Source organism: Microbacterium sp. NPDC055683 (assembly GCF_053617895.1).
On sequence record NZ_JBSHGQ010000010.1, the window covers coordinates 19,339 to 41,556 of the forward strand.

Here is a 22,218-nt window from a genome sequence, read left to right on the forward strand (position 1 = left end):
CGACGCCCTGCGGGAGGCCATGACCCGCGTCCGCCACGAGGTCGGCAAGGCCGTCGTCGGCCAGGACGGCGCCGTGAGCGGTCTCCTCATCGCCCTCCTCGCTCGCGGCCACGTGCTGCTGGAGGGCGTTCCGGGCGTCGCGAAGACGCTGCTCGTGCGCGCGTTCAGCCGCACGCTCGGCCTCGACACGAAGCGCGTGCAGTTCACGCCCGACCTCATGCCGGGCGATGTGTCGGGCTCGCTCGTCTACGACGCCCGATCGGGCGAGTTCGACTTCCGCGAGGGCCCCGTCTTCACGCACGTGCTCCTCGCCGACGAGATCAACCGCACGCCGCCGAAGACCCAGGCCGCGCTCCTCGAGGCCATGGAGGAGCGGCAGGTGTCGTCGGACGGCGTGACCCGCCCCCTGCCCGATCCGTTCCTCGTGTGCGCGACCCAGAACCCCATCGAGCACGAGGGCACGTACACGCTGCCCGAGGCGCAGCTCGACCGCTTCCTGCTCAAGCTCATCGTCGACGTGCCCGCGCGCGACGCCGAGGTGGCCGTGCTCCGCCGGCACGCCGACGGGTTCTCGCCGCGCTCGCTCGACGACGTGCGGCCCGTCGTGGGCGCCGACGAGATCCGCGCGGCGCAGCGCGCGGCGTCGCAGGTGGCCGCGACCGACGACGTGCTCGCCTACATCGTCGATCTCGCGCGGGCGACCCGGCAGAGCCCATCCGTCCAGGTGGGTGCGAGCCCGCGCGCCGCGACGGCCCTGCTCGCCGCCGCCAAGGCATGGGCGTGGCTCGGCGGATACCCCGCCATCACCCCCGACCACGTGCAGGCGATGATCGTGCCGGTGTGGCGGCACCGCATCGTGCTGCGGGCCGACGCCGAGATCGAGGGCGTCTCCCCCGAGGCCGTGCTGTCGTCGGTGCTGCAGCAGACGCCCGTCCCGCTCTGAGAGGCACCGCATGTACGTCACCGGCCGGCTCGCGATCGCCGTCGCCCTCGGCGCCGTGCCCGTGGTCGTCCTCGACGCAGCGGGGGTGAGCGCGTGGCACGTGCTGCTGGCGTGGCTGGCGCTGTGCGCCGCGGCCGTCGCGGCGGATGCCGCGGCGGCGGCCGACCCGCGCGCGCTCCGGGTGGTGCGCGATCTGCCCGCGCGCGTCCGCCTCGGCGAGCAGACGACGGCCGTGCTGCGTCTGGTCAACACCGGAGCACGCCGGCTGCACGGGCGTGCACGCGACGGATGGCAGCCGACCGCAGGCGCGCCATCCGACCGCATCCCGATCGACGTGCCGGCCGGCGAGTCGCGCGCCTACCGCGTTCCGCTCCTCCCCCGGCGCCGCGGAGAGCTGCGCACCGAGTTCGCGGTCGTCCGGTCGGCCGGACCGCTGGGCCTCGCGGGGCGGCAGCGCGTGCTGCCCGCTGCAGGGGCCATCCGCGTGCTGCCGCCGTTCACGAGCCGACGGCATCTGGCGAGCCGCGTGGCGCGGTTGCGCGAGCTCGACGGCAGCACGAGCGTGCAGGTGCGCGGGCAGGGCACGGAGTTCGACTCGCTGCGCGAGTACGTGCGCGGCGACGACGTGCGCTCGATCGACTGGCGGGCGACCGCGCGCGCCGCGACGACGATGCTGCGCACGTGGCGTCCCGAACGCGACCGTCACGTCGTCATCGTCATCGACTCGGGGCGGACGGCCGCGGCCCGCGTCGGCGACGGCACCCGCCTCGATGCCGCGTTCGAGGCCGCGCTGCTGCTCGCCGCGCTCGCGCAGCGGGCGGGCGATCACGTGCACGTCATCGCGTTCGACCGGCTCGTGCGCGCCAGGGTGACGGGCGTCGACGGCCCGGCGCTCCTGCCCGAGCTCGTCGACGCGCTCGCGTCCGTCGACGCGCAGCTCATCGACACCGACTGGGATGCCGCGCTCGCCCAGGCGCGCCGACTCCATCCCCGGCCGTCCCTGCTCGTGCTGCTGACGGCGCAGGAGTCGGAGGACGCGTCGCGCGGGTTCCTGGGCGCCCTGCCCTCGGTGGTGCGGGCAGGGACCGTCGTGCTCGTCGGCACCGCGACGGATTCGACGCTGGCCGACGCCGCGGCGTCCCGGGGGTCACGCGACGCCTTCTACCGTGCCGCGGGCGCCGAGGCCGCTCTCGCCGCCACCGCGCGCGTGCGCCGTGCGGTGGAGCGCGCGGGCGCTGTCGCCGTCTCGGACACGCCCGACGAGCTCCCGCCCCGCATCGCCGACCGGTACCTCGCCCTCAAACGCGCAGGACGGCTGTAGCCGGCGGCGCCCTCGCCCTCTTGACGATGCCGCCCGTGCACCGCGGTGCACGCTGCGCATGACGATGCCGAGCGCACACGCACCGTCATGCAAGACGGGCACCGCCATGCAGAACGGGCACCAATGCGCACGCGCGGCATCCTCAACGCGCAGCCGCGACGGCTTGCGGCGGCGGTCCCGCCGACGCCCGCCTCGCGCCCGGCACGCTCGCACGACGATGCTCGGCCCGCACCACGGTGCACGCTGTGCACGACGATGCCGAGCGCACACGCACCGTCATGCAGCAGCGGCACCGCCAGGCGAACCCGGCAGCGGCACCACGAGGCGAACCGGGCATCGGCACGGACGCCCGGCACCCGCGCCCGGCACCGCTGTGCCCAGCGGTACAGCACCGACGCGATGCGCATCGCGTCAGACGCAGCGGGCCGGCCTCGGGAGGTCCCGAGGCCGGCCTGCCGCTGATGCCGCGCCTACTTCAGGTCGAAGCGGTCGAGCTCCGTGACCTTCGTCCACGCCTTGACGAAGTCGGCGACGAACTTGCCTGCGGCGTCGTCGGAGGCGTAGACCTCGGCGAGCGCGCGCAGCTCCGAGTTCGAGCCGAAGACGAGGTCGACGCGCGTGCCGCGGCCGAACACCTCGCCGGTCTCGTCGACCGTCGCCTCGAACGCGTGCTTGCCCGGGTCGAGCGGCCGCCACGTCTTGCCGAGGTCGAGCAGGTTCACGAAGAAGTCGTTCGTGAGCACGCCGGGGCGGTCGGTGAAGACGCCGTAGGCGGAGCCATCCCAGTTCGCACCGAGCACCCGCAGCCCGCCGACGAGCACGGTCGTCTCCGGCGCGCTCAGCGTGAGCAGGTTCGCCTTGTCGACGAGCAGGTACTCGGCGGGGAGCGTCGCGTCGGGACCCGCGTAGTTGCGGAAGCCGTCGGCGATGGGCTCGAGGAACGCGAAGGAGTCGACGTCGGTCTGCTCCTGCGTCGCGTCGACGCGACCGGGACGGAACGGCACCTCGACCTCGACCCCCGCGTCCGCTGCGGCCTTCTCGACGGCCGCGTTTCCGGCGAGCACGATGAGGTCGGCGAGCGAGACCCGCTTGCCGCCCTGCTCGAACTCCGCCTTCACGATCTCGAGCGCGGCGATCGCCGTCTGCAGCTGCGGCGGGTTGTTGACCGCCCAGTCCTTCTGCGGGGCGAGCCGGATGCGCGCGCCGTTGACGCCTCCGCGCTTGTCTCCCCCGCGGAAGGTGGATGCCGCCGCCCACGTCGTCGAGACGAGCTGCGACACCGTGAGGCCGGTCGCGAGGATGCGCTCCTTGAGCGCCTTCGCGTCCGCCGCGTCGATGAGCTCGTGGTCCACCGCCGGAAGCGGGTCCTGCCAGATGAGGTCCTCCGCGGGCACCTCGGGGCCGAGGTAGCGCGCCTTGGGGCCCATGTCGCGGTGCGTGAGCTTGAACCAGGCACGTGCGAAGGCGTCGCTGAACGCGTCCTGGTCGTCGCGGAAGCGGCGCGAGATCTCGTCGAAAGACGGGTCCATGCGCAGGGCGAGGTCGGTCGTGAGCATGCGCGGCTCGCGCTTGCCGTCGGAGTGCGCCAGCGGCACCATGTCGCTGCCGCCGCCGTCCTTCGGGCGCCACTGCTTGGCGCCGGCGGGGCTCTCCATGAGCTCCCACTCGTAGCCGTAGAGGATGTGGAAGAACTCGTTGTCCCAGCGGGTGGGGTGGTACGTCCACGTCACCTCGAGGCCCGACGTGATGGTGTCGTCGCCCTTGCCCGTGCCGTGCGCGTTCTTCCAGCCGAAGCCCTGCTCCTCGATCGACGCGCCCTCGGGGTCGGCGCCGACGTGCGAGTCTGGCGCGGCGCCGTGCGTCTTGCCGAAGGTGTGGCCGCCCGCGATGAGGGCGACCGTCTCGTCGTCCTCCATGCCCATGCGGCGGAAGGTGGTGCGGATGTCGTCGGCCGCGGCGAGCGGGTCGGGCACGCCCTCCGGCCCCTCCGGGTTGACGTAGATGAGGCCCATGTGGGTCGCGGCGAGCGGCTTCTCGAGCTCGCGGTCGCCCGAGAAGCGCTTGTCGCTGCCGAGCCAGATCTTCTCGCCGCCCCAGTAGACGTCGTCCTCGGGCTCCCAGACGTCGGCGCGGCCGCCCGCGAAGCCGAAGGTCTTGAGGCCCATCGTCTCGAGCGCGACGTTGCCGGCGAGGATCATGAGGTCGGCCCACGACAGGCTCTTGCCGTACTTCTTCTTGACCGGCCACAGCACGCGGCGCGCCTTGTCGAGGTTGCCGTTGTCGGGCCAGCTGTTGAGCGGAGCGAACCGCTGCTGGCCGGCTCCGGCGCCGCCGCGGCCATCGGTCGCGCGGTAGGTGCCCGCGCTGTGCCACGCCATGCGGATGATGAGCGGGCCGTAGTGCCCGAAGTCGGCCGGCCACCACGGCTGCGAGGTCGTGAGCGTCTCGGCGATGTCCGCCTTGACCGCGGCGAGGTCGAGCGCCGAGAACGCCTCCGCGTAGTCGAAGCCCTCGTCGCCGAACGGGTCGGAGACGGCGGGGTTCTTCGCGAGGAGCTTGAGGTTGAGGCGCTCAGGCCACCACTGGCGGTTCGCGTCGCCCTGCGTGGGGTGCGCGAGACGGCCGGCGGGCTCGGCGGGGACGTCGTCGCCGGGGAGGCGCGTGGTGTCGTCGGCCGGCGTGCCGTCGTGGATGACGGGGCATCCGTCCATGGGGTCGCTGCTCATGATCGTCCTTTCAGGGTCGGTCAGGGTCGGAAGGTGGTCGGGAGTCGACGGCCGCCGCGCAGTCGGGGCAGAGACCCCAGAACGTGACCTCGGCGACCTGGATGCGGAAGCCCGTGTCGTGCGCGGGGTGGAGGCAGGGCGCGTCGCCGACGATGCAGTCGATGTCGTCCACGCGCCCGCACGAGGTGCAGACGACATGGTGGTGGTTGTCGCCCACGCGCAGCTCGAAGAGGCCCGGCTGGCCGCTCGGCTCGATCCGCCGGGCGAGACCCGCGTCGACGAAGTCGCCGAGCACGTTGTAGACCGCCTGCAGGCTCGTGCCGGGGATGGTCGCACGCACCCGCTCGAAGATCTCATCCGCGCGCGCATGGGGAAGGCCTGCGAGCGCGTCGTAGGCGGCCCGACGCGGCGCCGTGATGCGCAGACCCGCGCCCCGGATGGCCTCCTCGGCGAGGAGCGGGGCATCGTGCGCGGTCATGTCCCCACCCTATCGTTCTTTTGAATGAATCAAAACGAGGCGTGTCGCCGCGTGACGTCGCGGCACGCGTGCCTCTCCCGCCGCGAGACGCGCCGTGCCACGATGCAGAAAGGGGATCATCCGTCGAGAAGGGACCCGTATGACCGAGAGAACTGTCGCATCGCCGCCGTCCACCGCCTCCCGGCTCACCGCCGAGGCGATCGGGACGTTCCTCCTCGTGTTCGGAGGTGTCGGCACCGCCCTGTTCGCGTCGCACTTCGCGAACGAGGCCGCCGTCTTCGCGCCCGGTGTCGGCTACCTCGCGACCGCCTCCGCCTTCGGGCTGACGGTCGTCGTGGGAGCCGCCGCGTTCGCCGGGGTATCGGGTGCCCACTTCAACCCCGCCGTCACCCTCGGCCTCGCCGCCGCCGGCCGCTTCGCCTGGGCGGACACGTGGAAGTACATCGTCGTGCAGGTGATCGGCGGGGCCGTCGCGACGACGTTCCTCGTGCTGATCGGCCTGTTCGGTCCGTCCGGATGGCTCGAGGAGGCGCAGAACGCCGGCTTCGGCAGTAACGGGTGGGGTCCGCTCTCACCCGGCGGGTTCCAGCTCCCCGCCGTCATCATCACCGAGGTGCTCCTCACCGCGGTCTTCCTCTTCGTCATCCTCGGCTCCACGCACCCCGAGCGAGGGACGACGCTCGCCCCCGTCGCGATCGGGCTGACGCTCGCGCTCATCCACCTCGTCAGCATCCCCGTCGACGGCACGTCCGTGAACCCCGCGCGGTCGATCGCGTCGGCGCTCTACGGCGGCGGAACGGCGCTGGCCCAGCTCTGGGTGTTCCTCGTGTTCCCCGTCGTGGGAGCGCTCATCGCGGGCTACGCCTACCGGGCGGTCTTCGCCGACCGCCCCTGACGGCGCGTGGCCCGGCCCGCGCCGTCAGCGCGCGAGCCGGGCCACGCGCTCGTCGCGCAGGCGCAGCGCGCGCAGCTCGCGCTCGCGCCGGACCGCGACGACGGCGCGGACGAGCACCTCGGGGTGGACGGGCGGAAGCGGCGACACGAACGGCACCACCTCCGCCGCGAGCTCGCGGGCGATGCGCTCGCGTGCCGCGGGGAACATCCGCTCGGCTCCCGCGACGAACTGCGAGAGCCGCCGCGCGGAGCGGTCGGGCAGCCGCGCGACATCGGCGATGCGCGCCCACTCGGCCATCCCCTGCGGGATCGAGAAGTCGGGGGAAGGGAGCGCCGGCGTCCGCGTCCGCTCGCCGTACGTCCCGGCGACGAGATCGCCGAGGCGCTGCGAACGCGGCGTGAAGATGCCGACGAGGAGTGCGACCCCGCCCGCGGTCATGTAGACCTCGAAGACGCCCACGAGGGCGCGGATGAGGGCATGGCGGAAGCCGATGGCCCCGCCGTCCGAGCGCACGACGCGGCCACCCACGGCGAGCTTCCCGAGGCTGCGTCCCTTCGTCACGGTCTCGACGGCCGTCGGCAGGGCGACGAAGAGCAGCACGAGCATCACGACGAGGGCGATCTGCAGCGTCGCCTCGTCGAGCACGCCGGCCTCGAGCATGCTCATCACGGCGAAGGCGAACAGCAGGTACAGCACGGCCGATACGACGATGTCGATGACCGCGCCCACCGCTCTCAGCAGCACTCCGACCGGCTGCACGTCGAGCGCGACGGCCTCTCCCGTGAGCACCTCGTCGTCTCGGATGGCCGCACGGGCGGCGCGCACCGGTGCGGGAGGCGTCGACATGCGTACAGTTAACCAGGTGGACCTCGACGCGCTCACGGCCGCACGTGCCCCCGAGTGGGCGCGCCTCGACGGCTTGTCGAAGCGGCGCGATCTCGCGGGTCCCGAGGTCGACGAGCTCGTCGCGCGCTACCAGGCCGCGTCGGCGGATCTCGCCGACATCAAGACCAGCGCGGGCCGCACGCCCCACGGCGACCATGTCTCGACCATGCTCGGCCGAGCACGGCTGCGACTCACGGGCGCCCCCGAGAACGTGCTGCGGCTGCTCCCCCGCTTCTTCGCCCTTCAGCTGCCCGCGGCGCTGTACCGGCTGCGCTGGACGACGCTCGTCGTCGCCGTGGTGTTCATCGCGACCGTCGTCCTCGTCGCGACGTGGGCATCGGCCGATCCGGCGCTCATGGCCGCGCTGGGGCCCGAGGCGCAGCTCCAGCAGTACGCCGACGAGCAGTTCGCGCAGTACTACACGGAGAACCCCGCCGCCGTGTTCGCGGGCATGGTGTGGACGAACAACGCCTGGATCGCGGCGCAGTGCGTGCTGTTCGGCGTGACGGGGATCTTCCCCGTGTACGTGCTCATGCAGAACGCCATCGGGCTCGGCACGTCGGCGGCCGTCATGTTCGCCTTCGACCGCGGAGACGTGTTCGTGCTGTACATCCTCCCGCACGGTCTGCTCGAGATGACGAGCATCTTCGTCGCGGGAGCGGCCGGCCTGCACATCTTCTGGGCGATCGTCGCTCCGGGGCCGCGCACGCGGCTCGCGGCGCTCGCGGATGCGGGCCTCTCGCTCGCCACCGTCGCGATCGGGCTCGTCTTCGCCCTCGCGCTCTCCGGCGTCGTGGAGGGGTTCGTGACGGGGCAGCCGTGGCCCTGGTGGCTCAAGATCGGGCTCGGGGCGATCGCGCTCGGCGTGTTCCTGGCCTACATGCTCGTCGTCGGCCGACGTGCGTCGCGATCGGGTGAGACGGGCGGGCTCACGGAGTACGAGGCCGGCACCCCGCGACTGGTCGCAGGCTAGCGCCGCGGCCCTTGGCAGAAGCGGAGCGGAACCGTCTAGGCGCGCAGGGTCTCGTGCCGTACGACGACCCATCCCTGCGGAACGGAGAGGCGATCGGTGTGCGACGCGCACAGGTCGTGCGCGTGCGGATCGGACTGCGCACCCAGCGGGCCCACGGCCGCCATCTTGTCCGTGTAGTCGTACGTCATGGTCGCGACGGCCTCGCGGGTGCAGCCCACCTTCGAACACTGTCTCTCGCGCATCGCCCCCACCCTAGTCAGTGCGGAGGGTGCGCCCCGCCGCGGCGCGCAGGGCGGGCCGTAAGCTGGATCGCATGAAGTGGTGGAACCGTCCTCCGAAGCCCGTCCCCGCGCGGGCGACGGCCCGCCACGGACGCCACGGCCGCACGGGTCGCAGCTCCATCGTCCGTCCGCCCCTCCCGCCCGTCGACACGCGCTACGAGCGCTTCGACGTCGCCGTCGGATCGGCCGCGGAGTACCTGCGGGGGGCCTGGCCGGAACTGCGCGACGTGAGCTTCGAGATCGCCGGTGTGCCGTCGGCACCCGACGAGGACGGCGTCCCGCGGTGGCGCATCGATCGCGAGGCGCGACGCATCGTCCTCTTCCGCATCCCCGTCGAGCGGCTCAGCCGCATCCACGGCGACGAGTTCCCCCGGGCAGACGACTTCCACCGTCGGCTCATCATCGAGGGGGCCGTCTTCCGCGCGGCCGCCGACTACCTCGACCGCGATCCGTGGGATCTGGCGCCCGACCGCTACCGCTGGTACTGACCCGTCACGGGTAGACGACGACGGGCGGCGGCGACGCGGGGTCCTGGTCGACGGGGAGCGAGGCGAGCGACGACGCGTCGGCGAAGCCGACGGACGCGTGCACCCCCGTCTCGCCGGCGTCGAACGTGTAGACGGCCGCGCCTTCCAACCCGACCGACACGGACGAGCCCGCCGCGACGTCGACGACCTGCTCGCCGCCCTCGCCCGTGACGACGACGGTCGTGTCGACGTCCCGCGTGTTGGCGATCTCGAGCCGCGGCGAGGGCCCGTCGGGCACGGCGACGAGCGTCTCCCCCGTGATCTCGGGCGCCGCCGCGTACCAGGCGAAGTCGGACCCCTCGCCGAACCCCGTCGTCTGCCAGGCCGCCGCGACGAGCGGCACATCGGAATCCACCCGCACGGTGTAGCGGCCGGCGGGGAGGCCGCCCAGATCGACGGAGAGCGGCTGGTCGGCGGTGAGGACCACGTCCTCCGGCTCACGGGCGTCCGTCCCGTCCTCGCCGACGACCCTGAGGGTCGCGGTCGCGTCGCTCGTCGACAGGAGCCGGACGAGCCCGGCGGGGTTCTCCCCCGACGCCGCCTCGTCGGTGACCGCGACGCCCGGCATGACCTGCTCGAGCGCGGGCGTCGTCGACGGCTGCAGGTCGATGCCTCCCGGGACGAGCGTGCGGACGATGCTCGATTGCAGGGTGACGCGGACGGGCGCGCCCGTCGCCTCGATCCGCACGACGGGCGACGCCTCGCCGCCCGCGACGGACGCGAGGGGCAGCACGGTCTGGGTGCCGGCGGGAACCGCGATCGCGTCGGCGCCCGCCGGCGTGGTGACGCCGTCCACGCCGTACACGTCGAGGGAGACGACCGCGTTCACCTCCGTGGGATTGGCGATGAGGAGGAGCCCGGTCGACCCCGTCGCGACGTCGCCGCCGACGATCCACGACTCCATCTGCGGCGCGCGGCACTCCGAGGCCGCGTACCCCGCGAGATCGCCGTACGACGCCGACACCGACGAGGCCGCCGCGATGGCCACCGCGTCGCGGCCGTCCGGCAGCTGCGAGAGCAGCGGCGCCGTCGCGTCCGCCACGCCGGGGATGGCGAGGGTCGACTCCGCGGGGGTGCCGCCGCCCTCCGCACCGGACACGACGGAGGCATCCGCCGCGACGCTCACGGCCGAGGCGTCCTCGGCCGTGCGCCCCACGGCCAGGAGAGGACCGTCGCAGGCGAGCAGCACCTCGGCGGGCGCGGGCTCGACCGACACGGTCGCGGCCGAGGTCGAGACGGAGGGCCACGGCACGGCGCCGGCCCCCAGCGCGACGGCCGCGACGGAGGCCGCCGACACGAGGGCGCCGATCCCGATCCGGATGGCCGTGGTCGTGCGGGTCATGACGCCTCCTCGTATCCCGCGCCCAGCACGCGCGTCTTCCCGCGCACCGCCCGGTGCGACGCCGAGGTGGGGACGGCGAGGAGCAGGGCGACCGCGAGGGCGACGAGCTGGACCAGGACGACCGTGCGCGCGGTCGACTCCTGCTCGGCGGTCATGGCCGCCCGTTCGGCGCCCGATTCCTCCCGTACGGCGTCTTCGATCACCCACAGCACCCCGCGGCTCGTCTCCCCCGCGCGGACGAAGCCCGCCCGCTGATCGAGCTCCGTGGCGGACGTGAGCCGCAGCACGCGCGCCGCGTCGCTCTCCTCGGACGGCGCCGCGAGGAGGACGAACCGGATGCCGTCGGCCGCGAGGAGCGCCGGGACATCCGTCGACGCACCCGAGACCAGGTCCGCCGCGAGCTCGGCGACCTCCTCGTCGTGCTCGCCGAGCGCCCGCTGCGTGGTCTGGAGGGTCGACTGGCCGCCGAGGGTCTCGCTCGCTCCCCAGACGACCTCGGCCGAGAGCCCGCCGTCGGGCTGCGGCGTCAGCACGAGGGTCGCCGACGCGTCGTCGCCCGCCGCGAGCGCAGCGACGTACGCCGGGAGGGTCGATCCGCCGCCGTCGTGGAGCGCGGCATCGCCTCGGTGCACCGCGGTGAGCGCCGGGAGGGCGACGACGGCCACGCAGACGGTGGCGGCGACGGCCCACGTGGCCTTGAGCGGGCGCGGCGCCGCGCCCGTGTCGAGGGCGGCGGCGGCCGCGCCGATGAGGGCGAGCCAGGCGAGCGCGATGCCGCTGCCCGGCCACACGGCCACCGGCTGCGACTGGTCCAGCGACACCTGCACGCCCACGGCGGCGTAGGCGGTGGCGAGGCCGAGGACCGCGACGACGACGAGGCCCGTGCCGACCCGCCAGCGCCGTGTCAGCGGCGCGGCGAGGGCGGCGAGGGCGAGGGGCGCGAGGAGGATCGGAACCCACCATGTCGACGGGCCGAGCCCGAGCTGCTCGAGGAGCGAGCCCCATCCGCCCGGGTCGTCCGTCGGGAACCCGAGGGCGGCGCGCCACCGCTCTGCGATGTCGAGCGACGGCCCCGCCCAGGGCGAGCCGGGATCGGCCGCGAGCGCCCACGGCGTGCCGCGGTCGAGCTGCGCGAGGGCGAGCGGGAGGAACAGCGCGACGGCGGGCACGGCCGTCCACACGACGCGGGCGATCCCGCGCGGGCGCAGAGCGGCGGTCAGGAGGAGCGCCATCAGCCACACGAGCGCGAGCGCGGGGATGAGCGAGGGCGCGCACGCGACGACGGCCGCGAGGAGGAGGGACGCGCTCCCCGCGGCTCCCCAGGACCGGTGTGCCGCCGCGGCGGCGAAGAGCAGCCAGGGCAGCAGGAGGTGCAGGAGGACGGCGGAGGGGCGCGGGTCGACGAGGGCCGACAGGAGCGTCGGCGACAGCGCCCAGAGGATCGCGGCGCAGGCCCGCAGACCCGACCGCGTCGTCACGCGCGTGGCCGCGAACCAGGCGCCCAGCGCGGCGAGCGGGAGGGCGAGCAGCCACAGGGCGAGGAGCGCGAACGACGGGGATGCGGGTGCGAGGGATCCGACGACGGCGACGACGGCGGCGAACGGGTCGGCCGGCGAGACGGTGTGGAGCCCGATCTCGCGCAGCCCGTAGGCGGCCGCACCCCACAGGCCAGCGACGGAGTCGTGGAGCGGCAGGAGAGCGCCCCCTGCGACGCCGTCCCACGAGAGCAGGGCGAGGAACGCCGCGATCGACACGACGAGGGCGCCGAGCACGACCCACGCTCCCCCGCCGCTGAAGAAGCGCAGCTCCCGGCGGACCACGGGGGACGCATGCGGCTCGTGCCGTTCGCGCAGCTGCTCCCTGCCGATACGGAGCGGCTCGACGCTGGCCCATGACGCGCGGCGGCTGCGTCGGATGCGGCGCCGCGACCGCGCGACGCCCCGCACGCGCGCCATCGCGACGACGGCGGCCGCCCACTCCGCCGGCACGTGACCCGGGTTCTTCGCGACGAGGTGCACGACCGTGCGCCACAGCGCGAGAGGAAGGAGCGAGAGCCAGTGGAGCGCGACGGCCCACGCGGGTGCGTACGAGAGGCGCCGATGCAGCTGCGCCTGACGCGTCAGGTACGCCGCGGCCGACGGCCGGCGCCGAGACGGCGCGCGGACGGCGAGGCGCGCGGCGGGCACGAGGGCGACACGATGCCCGGCGAGGTGCGCGCGGACGCCCATGTCGAGACCCTCGTCGACGCCGAGGAGCGACCGGTCGGGAGCGAGGGCCGAGAAGACCTCGCCGCGCACGAGCATGCCGCGCACGTCGGCACCGAGCACGTCGTCGCGGCTGTCGAACTGCCCCTGGTCGAACTCGCCGTCCGCGAGCTCGACCGCTCGTCCCAGGCGGGTCATGGTCTGGCCGAGCGAGACGATCCGGTCGGCGTCGTCCTCGTCGACGAGCTTGGGGGCGGCGATCGCGATCGACGGGCCGCGCTCCAGCTCCGCGGAGAGGGCGGCGAGCGCCCCGGGATGCGGCGCCGCGTCGTGGGAGAGGAGCCACACGGCGGCGCCCGGCGACACGCGGCGCACGGCGTAGTCGACAGCGGCGGCGAACGTCGTCGTCGCGGACGCCTCGATGACGCCCTCGGCTCCCGAGGAGTCCAGGAGCGCACGCACGGGGGCCGTCGGGCCGCACACGACGATCGTGAGCGCGTCGGCGGGGCGCGTCTGCGCCCGGACGGACGCGAGGGTTCGCTCGAGGACGGGAGCGGCTTCCGGCGAGGTGCGCGCGACGAGGACGGCGTGGACTGCGGCAGGCATGACCCGCACAGCCTAAGCCGCCGTCCCTCCGGGCCCGACGACGCGCACGGCGCGGCGGCGGATTCTCAGGCGCGGCGCTTGAGCTTGCGGCGCTCGCGCTCGCTGAGCCCGCCCCAGATGCCGAAGCGCTCGTCGTTCTGCAGCGCGTAGTCGAGGCACTGGGCGCGGACGTCGCACGAGGAGCAGATGCGCTTGGCGTCGCGCGTCGACCCGCCCTTCTCGGGGAAGAACGCCTCGGGGTCGGTCTGCGCGCACAGGGCGTCGCTCTGCCATCCGAGGGTGCCCTCGTCGACGTCCTCCGTCGTCCTGACCCCGGGGACTCCGAGGTCTACCGGGTCGACGAACCAGTCGTCGGGAACTCCGGATCGGTACTGCGATGCCGCCATCGTCGCTCTCCCACCCCTCGTCGATCCCCCTGCGGGCAACTCGTGCACCTAATTACAACCGTGTGATTCGCTGAGGTCAAGTCGCGGATCGTAAACCCTGAAGGAGTGATCGAAGGTTCACCGGGCGTGTCGGCGTGTCGGGTGCCGCCTCAGGCAGCTCCCCCGGGCTCCGCCGCGAAGACCTCCCCGTCTCCTGTGAACCGCAGCTCCTCCGTGCCGGGCGTGGCGAACAGCGCCTGACCGGGCTCGAGCACGACGCTCTCGCTCCCGGTCGAGACCGTCACGGCTCCCGCGGTCGCGACCACGACGGTCGCGCCCGTCGGCCGGAGGATCGACTCGTCGCCCTCGCCGACCCGTGCGCGCAGCAGCCGGAAGTCGTCGACCGGAACGGGGAAGGACTCGATCCCCCGGCTGCCGTGGTCGATCGCGACGGGGAGCACGACGGGGACGGGACCCGGTGTCGGATCGACGATCGAGAGCAGCTCGGGCACGTCGATGCGCTTGGGAGTGAGTCCTCCGCGGAGCACGTTGTCGCTCGCGGCCATGAGCTCCACCCCGAGCCCCGACACGTAGGCGTGCAGCTGGCCCGCCCCGAGGAAGAGCCCCTCGCCGCGACGGAGCGGCACGTAGTTCATGAGGAGCGCCACGACGACGCCCGCATCGCCCGGGTAGATGGCCGCGACGCGTCGGGCGTTCGCGAGCTCCGCAGCGAACTCGGTCGACTGCGCCGACTCGAGCGCGGCGATGATCGCGGCGACCGTGTCGGAGCCGTCTCCGCCCAGCAGCCAGCCGAGCGCCCCGCGCACTCCCTCGGCGTCGACGAGGCGCTCGCGCAGGGGCGCCGTGGCCGGGCCGATCGCGTCGAGCAGGCGGTGCGTCGCGTCGAGCTCGCGCAGACCGCAGAGGGCCTCGAAGTGCTCGCTGAGGGCGACGATGATCTCGGGCTTGTGGTTGTCGTCGACGTAGTTGCGCGCGGTGCCGTCGGCGAGTCCGCTCTCCCGTGCGAAGCCCTCGCGCGCCTGCTGACGGGTCGGATGGACCTGGATCGACAGCGGGGAGCCTGCCGCGAGCAGCTTCAGCAGGTACGGGAGGCGTCCGCCCGGCAGCGAGACGCCCTGGTCGGCGAGCCATGCGCCGAGCGTGCGGCCGTCCGGCGTCTCCGCGGGGTCGGAGGGATGGTCACCGAACCACACCTCTGCTTCCGGCCCCTCGGCGGGGTCCCGTCCCTCGAGCGCGGCGAGCAGTGTCCGGGAGCCCCACGCATAGTCGCGCGGCGCGTTTCGCAGGCGTACGATCACGGCTCCCACCCTAGGGCGTGGCGGCACGGCGTGACGGTAGCCTGGTCCGCGATGACGCAGCTCAGCCGCCATCCGATCGCGGACCCGCCCACCGCGCCGGAGCGCGAGACGACAGGCCACCTGCTGCTGCGCGCCTACGCGACGCTCGTGGTCTTCTCGGCGCTCGCGCACTCGTCCTGGTACAACCTGCTCGGCCCTGCCGGGGCGGCGGGCGTGCTCGCGACGCTGACGCTGTGCACGGCCGCCGTCTGGGTCCCGCGGCTGCGTCCGTCGCGGCGGAAGAGCGCCTACCCGTGGCGCCGCCTCCCCTGGCTCGCACTCGTGTACGCGGCCCTCGCCCTCGCGTCGCTGCTGTGGTCGCAGTGGCCGGTCACCACGGCGATCACCTGGGCGCTCCTCGTCGGCACGACGCTGCAGGCGCTCTTCCTCGCCGACGTGCTGACCTGGCGCGAGCTGCTGCGCTGTCTCGAGCTCGCCCTGCGGTGGGTCGTCGCGCTGTCGCTCGCGATGGAGCTGTGGGTCGCCTGGCGCGGATCGCCGCTGCTCCCGAACTTCTCCGACGCGCCGGCCGACCCCGACCCGCACTGGTACTGGATCCGCGGCAACCTCTTCGACGGTCTGCTCCACGGCGGGCGGCTGCAGGGCGTCGTGGGCAACTCGAACCTGCTCGGCATCCTCTGCCTGCTCGCCGTGATCGTCTTCGGCCTGCGCCTCGCCGAGCGTGCGCCCGGGCTCGTCATGCGGGGGGTGTGGACGGCCGCCGCCGTCTGGCTGCTGCTGCGCGCGGGGTCGGCGACCACCTTCGCGGCGGGCGCCGTCGTCGCCGCCGTGCTCGCCGCGGCGCTGCTCATGCGGCGCGCCGAGGGGCCGGGGGCGCGCACGCGCCTCTACGCGCTGTTCGCGCTCGTCGGGGCGGGGGGCATCGCGGTGACGGTGCTGCTGCGCGACCGCCTGCTCGACCTCGTCGGCCGCGGCGGCGACCTCACGGGCCGCGCGGAGATCTGGCAGGCCGTGCTCGAGCGCGCCGCCACCCGTCCCGTGGCCGGCAACGGCTTCGCGTCGCCGTGGCTGCCGTGGGACACCGCCTTCGCCGGCTGGATCACCGACCACGGGATCACCGTCTTCCACGCGCACGACATGTGGCTCGACGTCCTCCTCCAGCTCGGCGTCGTGGGCGTGGTCGTCGTCGCCGGAGTGTTCGCGGCCCTCGCATGGCGGGCCTGGTTCTTCGCGGTCGACCGCCCCCGCTGGGACCTGCGGGCAGACCGCCCCTACCAGGCGGTGTCGCTTCTGCCGATCCTCGTCACGGCGATGCTGCTCGTGCAGGGGATCACCGAATCGGGGCCGATCATGCTCTGGGGCTGGCTGCTCGTGGTGACGCTGTCGTCCCGCATCAAGACGGCGCCGCTCGTCGACGTGCAGGCCGACGCCTCGTCGGCGCCCGAGCGGCGGACCCGTCGCGGATGACCAACCCCTACTCGCCCGTCCGCCTCGCGTTGCGGATGCTCCGCACGGCCGACATGGCGCGCGCCTACACGATCGCGGCGCTGCTGGCCGTCTTCGGCGCGCACGTCGTGGAGCGCACGGCAGGCGCCGTCGCCCTCGGCACGATCATGACCCTCCTCGTCGCACTGGGCGCGGCCATCCTGTTCGCCCGCCGACGCGAGCTGAGGGTGCTCTCGATCGCGCCGACGGGACTCGTCGCCTTCGTGCTGTGGGCCCTCGTCTCGACGATCTGGTCGGGCGACGACGACGCCACGCCGAGCGGATGGCTGTCGATGCTCGGCTACGGGTTCGTCGCGGTCGTCATCGCGCACGTGCGCGACACCCTGCAGACCGTGCGTGCGCTCGGCGACGTGCTGAGGGGGCTGCTCGCCGCGTCGCTCGCCGTCGAGATCCTCTCCGGCATCCTCCTCGACATGCCGTTCCCGTTCCTCGGCATCGCCGGCGAGATCGCGAACGGCGGCCCCGTGCAGGGGCTGTTCGGGACGCGCAACATGCTCGGTTTCGTCGCGGTGGTGGCGCTCGTGACCTTCCTCGTCGAGTGGCGTACGCAGTCGGTTCCGACGCAGACGGCGGTGTTCTCCATCTCGCTCGCCGCCGTGCTCGCGGTGCTCTCCGCCTCGCCCACGGCCGTCGTCCTCGCGCTCTCGGTCACCCTCGCACTCCTCGCCCTCGCCACCGTGCGCCGCACGCGGCCCGCGCGCCGGCGCGCCGTGCAGTGGACCCTCGCGACCGCGGTCGTGGCGGGGCTCGCGATCGCCTACGCGCTGCGCCACCCGATCCTGCGGTGGCTCGATGCGACGGCCGGGTTCTCGCTGCGCGCCGACCTCTGGAACAGCATCCTCACGTGGGTGTCGAACCGGCCCATCCAGGGATACGGATGGCGCGGCGACTGGGACGCGGGCGCGTACCCCATGAACGTCATCAACTTCTACCTCGGCGAGTCTCACCGCTCGGCGCTCAACGCGTTCTTCGACGTGCTGCTGCAGCTCGGCTGGATCGGGCTCGTCCTGTTCGCGTCGCTGTGCGCGATCGCGTTCGTGCGGTCGTGGCTCGTCGCGAGCGAGCGCCGCTCCACGGTGTACGCCTGGACGCCGGCCGTGCTCGTCGCGCTCCTCGTCGACTCGATGTTCGAGAGCTTCACGCTGCAGGGCATCGGCTGGGTGCTGCTCGTGCTGTGCGCCGTGCGGGCCGGGCAGTCCCGCTCCTGGCGAGAGACGCTCGATCTGGCGGCGAGCGGGGGCGAATCCCAGCAACCGCTGGGACCCGCGCGATAGGCTCGTCGGCGGCCCGGCACCCCGGCGCCGATCCGTCTCGCATCCGGAGCTCCGCCGTGGCACACGTCCTCCAGAGCGTGGTCTTCCCCCTCGACCGCGACCCCGACCTGCTCCCCCTCTACGTCGACCCCGAGGTGTGGTCGACGATCGACGAGAAGCCCGTCCGCGTCTCCGAGGTCGCGCACCTCGCCGACGTGCTCGGCCGCACCCGTGCCCGCATCCCCGCAGGCACGCGCGTGTCGTTCGCGACCTACTTCAACGCCTTCCCCGCGTCGTACTGGCAGCACTGGACGAGCGTGCGCGCCATCCGCCTCGCCGTGCGGACGAGCGGCGACGCCACGATCGTCGTCTACCGCTCCACGGGCGAAGCCGCCCAGCAGCGCATCGACACGCGCGACGCGTCCGGCGAGGCCGAGACGGCGTTCGACATCGCGCTGACGCAGTTCGGCGACGGCGGGTGGATCTGGTTCGACGTCGTCGCCGGCGCCGAGGACGTCGTGCTGGAGGGCGGCGAGTGGACGACCGAGCAGGAGCCCGTCCGCGCCGGCAAGGCCTCGCTCGGGGTGACGACCTACAACAAGCCGGACTACTGCGTGGCCACCCTCGCCGCGCTCGCCGACGCGCCCGAGGTGCTCGAGCTCGTCGACCGCGTCTTCATCGTCGACCAGGGCACGCAGAAGGTGCGCGACGAGGGCGGCTTCGACGCCGTGGCCGCCGCGCTCGGCGAGCAGCTGCAGATCGTCGAGCAGCCGAACCTCGGCGGCTCCGGCGGGTTCGCCCGCGCCATGCTCGAGACGCTGCAGCGGCCCGAGAGCGACTTCGTCCAGCTGCTCGACGACGACGTGCGCATCGAGCCGGAGTCGATCCGGCGCTCCATCACGTTCGGCCGCTACGCGACGAAGCCCGTGCTCGTGGGCGCGCACATGTTCGACCTCCTCAACCGGCCGCGGCTGCACGCCTGGGCCGAGGTCGTCGACGAGGCCCCCTTCATGTGGCGCAACCTCTATCAGGAGGAGATGCCGCACGACTTCCGGCAGGCGAACATCCGGCAGACCCCGCTCCTGCACAAGCGCATGGACGCGGACTACAACGGCTGGTGGATGTGCCTCATCCCGACCGAGGTCATCCGGGAGGTCGGCCTGTCGCTGCCGGCGTTCATCAAGTGGGACGACGCCGAGTTCTGCCTGCGCGCGGGAGAGGCGGGCTATCCGACGGTCTCCCTGCCCGGCGCGGCGCTCTGGCACGTGTCGTGGATCGGCAAGGACGACTCGATCGACTGGCAGGCGTACTTCCACGCCCGCAACCGCATCGTGGCGGGTCTCCTGCACTCGGGGGCGCCGCGCGGCGGCATGCTCATCCGGCACTCGCGCCGCGTCGACCTCAAGCACCTCATGATGATGCAGTACTACCCCGTGGCGCTGCGCAACCGCGCCCTCCGCGACGTGCTGCGGGGGCCCCGGCACCTCGCCGAGAACATCGCCACGGCGATGCCGGAGGCGCGGGCGCTCGCGGCGCGGTTCCCCGAGACCGTCGTCCATCGCGATCCCGACGTCGTCGTGCGCTCGCGGCACGGCCGGCGCGTCTTCCCGCTCCTGCGCCGGCACGAGTTCGACAGCCCGACTGGATGGCGTCTCGCGCTCTTCACGGCGAAGACGCTCGTCGCGCACTGGCTGCGCGAGCCCGCCCCGGAGAACGTCGCGCAGCCCGAGGTCGAGTTCAGCAAGAGCGATGCGCACTGGTGGCGGGTCCCCTCCCACGACTCCGCCATCGTCAGCGCGGCGGACGGCTCGGGCAAGAACGTCTACACGCGCGATCGGCTGCTGTACCGCCGCATGCTGCTCGACTCCGTCCGGCTGCACGCGCGGCTGAGGCGCGAGTGGCCGCGTCTGCAGAAGCAGTACCGCGACGCCCTGCCCGACCTCGTCTCCGAGCAGTCGTGGCGCACGATCTTCGGGAGCCAGGCATGAGCGCATCCGCATCGCCCGTCGAGCAGACCTACGACCCGTCCGCGTTCGATCCCGCGACGGCGACGATCGTCGTCGTCACGTACAACCGGTCGCACCTCCTGTCGAAGCTGCTCGTGTCCATCCGCGACATGGACCCGAAGCCGGGCCACGTCGTGATCGTCGACAACGCGTCGGCGGACGACACCACGGAGGTCGTGGAGTCGTTCCGCTCGTCGATCGGCACCGAGATCGTCTACCGCCGTCTCGACGAGAACACGGGAGGCTCCGGCGGATTTAGCGCGGGCATGGAGACGGCGTACGAGCTGGGCTCGACGTGGATCTGGCTCATGGACGACGACGTCGAGGTGCTGCCGGACGGCCTCGCGCGGATGGGCGTGTGGGCGCCGCGGTTCCAGAGCATCCAGGGCCGCCGCTACGACTACGACGGCAGCGAGTTCTACTGGCAGTACCGGCTGTCGATCCCGCTGGGCATCCCCATCCCCTTCGCGCCGGCGGGCTTCGACGCGACGGGCTACCGCGAGATGAACTCGGGCTGCTTCGAGGGCATGTTCATCCACCGCGACATCGTGCAGAAGGTCGGCCTCCCCGACCCCCGCTTCTTCATCTACTGGGACGACTCGGTGTACGGATGGCTCGCGTCGCTGCACACGACGAGCGCGATCGTCAACGAGTTCGTGCTTCGCCGCACGCGCGAGATCAAGCAGTGGGACATGGGTGTGCGCCATCTGAACGCCTCCAGCAACGCGTACCGCTACTACATCATGCGCAACCGCGGCATCATGCGGCACTACTTCGCCGCGCACGGCGCCTACCGCCCCGCGCTGTTCGCGCTGGGCACGGCGCTGACGTTCGCGAAGGAGCTCATCCGGCTCATCGCCGTGGAGCGCACCGTGCGCGGCACGAGCAACCTGTTCCGCGGCATGCGCGACGGTCGCCGGATCGCGCGCGACCGCTCGTGGCGCACCATGCCGCCGCTGGCGGACGGCCAGAACGGAGAGTGAGCACGTGCTGACGGTCGGCGAGGACGCGACCATCGACTCGTCGGTGCGGATGCTGCACAAGGACACGGAGATCGTGGTGGGCGCTCGCTCCCGCCTGTACCGCGGCTGCGAGGTCACCGGGCCGGTCGTGATCGGCGAGGACGTCTTCGTCAACCGCGACGCCTACATCCGCCCGGGCACCAGCCTCGGCGACAGGGTGAACGTCGGCCCGTTCACGCGACTCATCACCGACACCCACGATCTGGGGCCGCACGAACGACGGGCCGGCCGCGTCCGTCACGACCCGATCGTCATCGGCGAGGGGACGTGGATCGGCGCCGCCGTCACGATCGTCGGCGGCGTCACGGTCGGAGCAGGGTGCGTCATCGCGGCCGGCGCCGTCGTCACGGAGGATGTGCCGGATGACGTCCTCGTCGGCGGCGTCCCCGCGAGGATCCTCCGCCGGCTCGACTGAGCGTCAGAGTTCGCCCGGAGCGCGGACCTGCTCGTCGATCTGATCCAGCACCTCGTTCGCCCGCGGCGATCGGCGATCGCGTGCCGGCGCGTAGACGACGAGCGCGTGGAACGCGTAGCGCGCGACGAACGCGACCGCCAGCGTGATCGCGGCGGCGAGCACGCTGGAGATGTGCCAGGTCTCGACCAGCAGCGCGAGAACGGGGATCCGCACGAGCGCTTCCACGTTGTTGAACGCGAACGACTTCGCGAAGCGCGACCGGCGCCGCGACGCGTCGCCGAGCATCTCGTGGAACACGAAACGCTCCTGCAGCACGAAGTTGCCGATGATCGTCGCCTCGGCGGCGATGGCGGCCGCCCAGAGGTACGGCACGCCGAGCGACGTCAGAAGCCACATGATCGCGAGGTTCGCGACCGCCCCGATCCCGCCGATGACCGCGAACGCCGACATCTTGCCGAACCGGAGCGCAGCGAGCTGAGCGAGGAACCGCACGCCCTGGCGCATCGACGCCTTCGAGGTGCCCGCGTGGCGGGGCGCGAAGTCGAACGGGATCTCGGCGATGCGCAGCTGCTGTCGAGCGAGGATCTCGAGCAGGATCTTGAAGCCGCGAGGCCGCAGACCGACCAGATCGACGCGGCGACGGTCGACCAGGAAGAAGCCCGTCATGGGGTCGGAGCATCCGTGCAGCCGCACAGGGAACATGGCCTTCGTCAGTCCCGTCGTCACCCGGGACACCAGGTTCCGCGTCGCATCGGCGAGCCCCGCGGACGACCCGTCGCGGACGTAGCGGGACGCGACCACCAGATCGGCGTCACCCGCTCGGAACCGCGCGACGAGGCCGGGTACGACCTCCGGCGGGTGCTGGAGGTCGCCGTCCATGACGACGCACACATCGGCCGATGCGGCACGCAGGCCTTCGATGACCGCGCCGCTGAGACCGCCGACCGGCGCGTCCCGATGGATGAGCCGGACGGGGACGGCAGCTGCCGCCGCCGTCGCGAGGACGACAGCGGGCGTACGATCCGTCGAGTCGTCGACGAACAGGATCTCGATCCGCAGCGTGTCCTCGGCGGCCGCCGTCAAGCGGGAGACCAGCTCGACGACGTTCCCCGCCTCATTGAACGTGGGAACGACGACCGTCACGTCGATGT

At 73.0% G+C, this 22,218-nt stretch carries 19 protein-coding genes; 10 read left to right on the top strand and 9 right to left on the bottom strand.

Annotated features, from left to right (window positions below; genetic code table 11):
* The first annotated feature begins 19 nt into the window (after positions 1-19).
* The gene (locus tag ACWGPF_RS06030; RefSeq protein ID WP_345436942.1) at positions 20-943 is read left to right on the top strand and encodes an AAA family ATPase; all 924 of its coding nucleotides are present in this window, start codon (positions 20-22) and stop codon (positions 941-943) included.
* A 10-nt stretch (positions 944-953) separates the two neighbouring features.
* Positions 954-2,264, top strand: a complete 1,311-nt coding sequence (locus ACWGPF_RS06035) for a DUF58 domain-containing protein (protein WP_452331962.1) — start codon at positions 954-956, stop codon at positions 2,262-2,264.
* A 470-nt stretch (positions 2,265-2,734) separates the two neighbouring features.
* Here the strand turns inward: ACWGPF_RS06035 and katG are convergent, their stop codons facing one another.
* Complete coding sequence (katG, locus tag ACWGPF_RS06040) at positions 2,735-4,990, bottom strand: catalase/peroxidase HPI (RefSeq protein ID WP_452331963.1); 2,256 nt, start codon at positions 4,988-4,990, stop codon at positions 2,735-2,737.
* A gap of 10 nt (positions 4,991-5,000) precedes the next feature.
* Positions 5,001-5,468, bottom strand: a complete 468-nt coding sequence (locus ACWGPF_RS06045) for a Fur family transcriptional regulator (RefSeq protein ID WP_452331964.1) — start codon at positions 5,466-5,468, stop codon at positions 5,001-5,003.
* 139 nt (positions 5,469-5,607) lie between these two features.
* On the opposite strand from ACWGPF_RS06045, the gene ACWGPF_RS06050 reads away from it, so the two are divergent.
* A complete protein-coding gene (locus tag ACWGPF_RS06050) occupies positions 5,608-6,363 on the top strand; it encodes an aquaporin (RefSeq protein ID WP_452331965.1) in 756 nt (251 codons plus the stop codon).
* Between the two features lie 24 nt (positions 6,364-6,387).
* On the opposite strand, the gene ACWGPF_RS06055 is transcribed toward ACWGPF_RS06050, so the two are convergent.
* Positions 6,388-7,209 carry an RDD family protein gene (locus tag ACWGPF_RS06055; protein ID WP_452331966.1) on the bottom strand — a complete coding sequence of 274 codons (822 nt, stop codon included), beginning with the start codon at positions 7,207-7,209 and terminating at the stop codon, positions 6,388-6,390.
* A 16-nt stretch (positions 7,210-7,225) separates the two neighbouring features.
* Between ACWGPF_RS06055 and ACWGPF_RS06060 the strand changes: the two genes are divergently transcribed.
* Complete coding sequence (locus ACWGPF_RS06060) at positions 7,226-8,221, top strand: stage II sporulation protein M (protein WP_452332009.1); 996 nt, start codon at positions 7,226-7,228, stop codon at positions 8,219-8,221.
* A gap of 35 nt (positions 8,222-8,256) precedes the next feature.
* Here the strand turns inward: ACWGPF_RS06060 and ACWGPF_RS06065 are convergent, their stop codons facing one another.
* Positions 8,257-8,463 (bottom strand): DUF3499 family protein, encoded by a 207-nt coding sequence (locus tag ACWGPF_RS06065; RefSeq protein WP_345436802.1) that lies wholly within the window; start codon positions 8,461-8,463, stop codon positions 8,257-8,259.
* Between the two features lie 71 nt (positions 8,464-8,534).
* Between ACWGPF_RS06065 and ACWGPF_RS06070 the strand changes: the two genes are divergently transcribed.
* Complete coding sequence (locus tag ACWGPF_RS06070) at positions 8,535-8,990, top strand: hypothetical protein (RefSeq protein ID WP_452331967.1); 456 nt, start codon at positions 8,535-8,537, stop codon at positions 8,988-8,990.
* A gap of 4 nt (positions 8,991-8,994) precedes the next feature.
* Here the strand turns inward: ACWGPF_RS06070 and ACWGPF_RS06075 are convergent, their stop codons facing one another.
* The 4 genes from ACWGPF_RS06075 to manA all read right to left on the bottom strand — a co-directional run bounded on the left by ACWGPF_RS06075 (position 8,995) and on the right by manA (position 14,865).
* Complete coding sequence (locus tag ACWGPF_RS06075; RefSeq protein ID WP_452331968.1) at positions 8,995-10,371, bottom strand: DUF5719 family protein; 1,377 nt, start codon at positions 10,369-10,371, stop codon at positions 8,995-8,997.
* The gene (locus ACWGPF_RS06080) at positions 10,368-13,181 is read right to left on the bottom strand and encodes a glycosyltransferase family 2 protein (protein WP_452331969.1); all 2,814 of its coding nucleotides are present in this window, start codon (positions 13,179-13,181) and stop codon (positions 10,368-10,370) included. The genes ACWGPF_RS06075 and ACWGPF_RS06080 overlap by 4 nt, the downstream gene beginning before the upstream one ends.
* A gap of 65 nt (positions 13,182-13,246) precedes the next feature.
* Positions 13,247-13,567: a WhiB family transcriptional regulator gene (locus ACWGPF_RS06085; protein ID WP_345436810.1), complete on the bottom strand. Its 321-nt coding sequence runs from the start codon at positions 13,565-13,567 to the stop codon at positions 13,247-13,249.
* 149 nt (positions 13,568-13,716) lie between these two features.
* On the bottom strand, positions 13,717-14,865 hold the full coding sequence (gene manA / locus ACWGPF_RS06090) for a mannose-6-phosphate isomerase, class I (protein WP_452331970.1): 1,149 nt from the start codon (positions 14,863-14,865) through the stop codon (positions 13,717-13,719).
* Positions 14,866-14,916: 51 nt separating this feature from the next.
* Here manA and ACWGPF_RS06095 point away from each other — a divergent pair, with 51 nt between their 5' ends.
* The 5 genes from ACWGPF_RS06095 to ACWGPF_RS06115 are packed head-to-tail and all read left to right on the top strand — an operon-like array spanning position 14,917 to position 21,067.
* Entirely contained in the window at positions 14,917-16,332 is a 1,416-nt protein-coding gene (locus ACWGPF_RS06095) for an O-antigen ligase family protein (protein ID WP_452331971.1), read from the top strand.
* A complete protein-coding gene (locus ACWGPF_RS06100) occupies positions 16,329-17,645 on the top strand; it encodes an O-antigen ligase family protein (RefSeq protein WP_452331972.1) in 1,317 nt (438 codons plus the stop codon). The genes ACWGPF_RS06095 and ACWGPF_RS06100 overlap by 4 nt, the downstream gene beginning before the upstream one ends.
* Positions 17,646-17,701: 56 nt before the next feature.
* Entirely contained in the window at positions 17,702-19,612 is a 1,911-nt protein-coding gene (locus ACWGPF_RS06105) for a glycosyltransferase (RefSeq protein ID WP_452331973.1), read from the top strand.
* Positions 19,609-20,613: a glycosyltransferase family 2 protein gene (locus ACWGPF_RS06110; RefSeq protein ID WP_452331974.1), complete on the top strand. Its 1,005-nt coding sequence runs from the start codon at positions 19,609-19,611 to the stop codon at positions 20,611-20,613. Before ACWGPF_RS06105 ends, ACWGPF_RS06110 begins: the two co-directional genes overlap by 4 nt.
* A 4-nt stretch (positions 20,614-20,617) precedes the next feature.
* Entirely contained in the window at positions 20,618-21,067 is a 450-nt protein-coding gene (locus ACWGPF_RS06115; RefSeq protein WP_452331975.1) for an acyltransferase, read from the top strand.
* A gap of 3 nt (positions 21,068-21,070) precedes the next feature.
* Here ACWGPF_RS06115 and ACWGPF_RS06120 read toward each other — a convergent pair whose 3' ends face one another.
* A complete protein-coding gene (locus ACWGPF_RS06120) occupies positions 21,071-22,216 on the bottom strand; it encodes a glycosyltransferase (RefSeq protein ID WP_452332010.1) in 1,146 nt (381 codons plus the stop codon).
* Positions 22,217-22,218 lie beyond the last annotated feature (2 nt).